The 2,671-nt window shown below is 61.7% G+C and carries 3 protein-coding genes; all 3 read right to left on the bottom strand.

What is annotated here, in order from left to right; genetic code table 11:
- Positions 1 to 819, bottom strand: an 819-nt coding sequence (locus tag Q0629_RS00295; protein WP_298777501.1) for an ABC transporter permease, incomplete at its 3' end; no start/stop codon positions are given.
- Position 820: 1 nt separating this feature from the next.
- A complete protein-coding gene (locus Q0629_RS00300) occupies positions 821 to 1,396 on the bottom strand; it encodes an ArsR family transcriptional regulator (RefSeq protein ID WP_366122834.1) in 576 nt (191 codons plus the stop codon).
- Between the two features lie 108 nt (positions 1,397 to 1,504).
- The coding region (gene metK, locus Q0629_RS00305) for a methionine adenosyltransferase (protein WP_298777503.1) at positions 1,505 to 2,671 on the bottom strand (1,167 nt) is incomplete at its 5' end.

Below are 2,671 nucleotides of genomic sequence, written 5' to 3' on the forward strand. Positions count from 1 at the left end.
CTCGGTGCGGCGGAAGAACCAAATTCCGCTGACAAAGGCCAGGACGGAAACCAGCGTAGAGATCAAAAAGCCCGGCAGATAGAGCGAACTGGCCGTCCCTTGAATGCACCAGCGAAAGCCGTCGATCACCCCGACCATGGGGTTCAGGCTGTAGAGCAGGCGCCAGCGGCCCGGTACCACGGAACTGGAGAACCCCACGGGCGAAACGTAGAGGCCGAACTGAACCAGGAACGGGACGATGTAGCGAAAGTCCCGGTACTTCACGTTGAGGGCCGAGAGCCAATAGCCCACGCCAAGCGCTGAGAGCGTTGCCAGCAGAAAGAAGAACGGCATCAGCAGGATGCCGGGGGAGGGAGCGAAGCCGTACCACAACATCAGAAGGCCCAGAAGGGCCAGCGAGATCAGGAAGTCCACCGCGCTCACGATGACCGAGCTGGTCGGCACGATCAGTCGCGGGAAGTACACCTTGCTGATCAGGCGGGACTCCGCTATCAGGGAGTTTGCACTCTCCTGCATCGCGTTGGCGAAGTACTGCCACGGCAGCATCGCCGAGAACACCAGGATGGGATAGGGAACGCCCTCGCTGGGCAGTTTGGCCAGCCTGCCGAACACCACGGTGAACACCAGCATGGTCAGGAGGGGCCGGATCACACTCCAGGCGACGCCGATGACCGTCTGCTTGTAGCGCACCAGGATGTCGCGCCAGGCCAGAAAATAGAACAACTCCCGATAGCGCAGAAGCTCCCGGAAAAAGGCTCCCGTCGTTCGATTGGGCTCGATGATCAGGTCGAAACCGGCATCCGTGGACTTGTCCATCATGTTACCCCGCATCCCTCACTTGCTTCTGCAGAACTTCATCCTGCTCGCCCCAGACGAACAGGGACTCCTCCGGACGCAGGGTCCCGCGCAGGGTATCGTACTCCTCCGGGGTCAGGACGAGTGCCCGAACCTTCCGCGCAATCAGGCCCTCCACCTTCTCCACAAGCTCGCCCAGATACGCTCGATCGACCGTCCCCACCAGGATCAGGTCGATGATCCCGCTGTCGATCCCATGGGCGTAGTCGCCCGTGATCAACGCTGCGCGCACGGAGCCCATGCGCTGGACGATCCCCTCCACCACCTGATCGATCCCCAGCACCTTGCGCACAATCCGGTGCAACTCCGGAAAGAGCGGGTGACTCCGGCAGGCGCGATAGGTGCGCTTGCGTCCCTCGGCAGGCCCCTCCTCCAGGAAGCCCGCAGAGCACAGCCGGTTCAGCTCCACCCGCACGGCGTTGGTGGACTCCCCAAACTCCTCAGCCAGCCCACGCAGGTAGGACGTGACGTCCGGGTTCAGGAAGAACTTCACGAGGAGCTTTATTCTCGTCTTGGATGGAATCAAAGAGTCAATCATCATACGAGTAATTCTATTACTCAAAAATAGTCCTTGTAAATAGGTCTTAAGACTTAACTAAAGGGACGCCTTGCGGCGTCCCCCCATGTCTGCTATTCCTTTGTCGGTGCGTTAAAGTCCGGCGGCCTTGCGCAGCTCCTCTGCCCTGTCCGTCTTCTCCCAGCCGGGCAGGTGCGGCAGGTCGATGCGCCCCATGTGCCCATAAGCAGCGAGGGCCCGATACTGTGGCTTGCGAAGGTCGAGGTCCCGGATGATCGCGGCGGGGCGGAAGTCGAAGTGCTCTCGGAGGAGCTCGACGATCTTCTCGTGGCTGATCTTGCTCGTGCCGAAGGTTTCCACGTTCAACGAAACGGGCTCCGCCACACCGATGGCGTAGGCTACCTGGATCTGGCACTTGTCCGCAATGCCGGCGGCCACGATGTTCTTCGCCGCATAGCGCGTCATGTACGCGGCGCTGCGGTCAACCTTCGTGGGGTCCTTGCCCGAAAAGGCGCCGCCGCCGTGGGGAATCCATCCGCCGTAGGTGTCCACGATGATCTTGCGCCCCGTCAACCCCGTGTCGGCCATCGGTCCGCCCTTTACGAAGCGCCCCGTCGGGTTGACGAAGATGCGGGTGTCTGCGTCGAGAAGGGCATCGGGGACGATGGGGTTGATGACGTGCTCGATGATGTCCGCGCGAATCTCTTTGAGGCCGGCTTCGGGGTGATGCTGTGCGGAAACGACGATCGTGTCCGCGTGAACGGCCTTATGTCCCTCGTAACGGAGGGAAACCTGGGTCTTGCCGTCCGGGCGGAGGTAGGGGATCGTCCCGTCGCGCCGAACCTTGGTCAGCTGACGCGCCAAGTTGTGGGCCAGGGCGATGGGCATGGGCATGAACTCCTTCGTTTCATTGCACGCATAGCCGAACATCATCCCCTGATCGCCCGCTCCGATCTTGGAGATGTCCTCGTTGGAGAGCTTGTCGCGGACCTCGATCGCGTTGTCCACGCCCTGGGCGATGTCGCCGGACTGCTCGTCGATGGCGGTCAGCACCGCGCAGGTTTCGCCGTCAAAGCCGTACTTGGCCCGGGTATAGCCGATCTCCTTGACGATCTCGCGGGCCAGCTTCGGAATGTCCACGTACGTGGAGGTTGTAATCTCGCCGGAAACCATCACCAGTCCCGTGGTGCAGAGCGTTTCGCAGGCGACGCGGCCGTTGGGGTCATCCTTCAGGATCGCGTCCAGAACACCGTCCGATATCTGATCCGCCACCTTGTCGGGATGCCCCTCCGTCACGGA

Origin of the sequence: uncultured Fretibacterium sp. (genome assembly GCF_938030725.1) — a bacterium.
Taxonomy (GTDB): Bacteria; Synergistota; Synergistia; order Synergistales; family Aminobacteriaceae; genus Fretibacterium.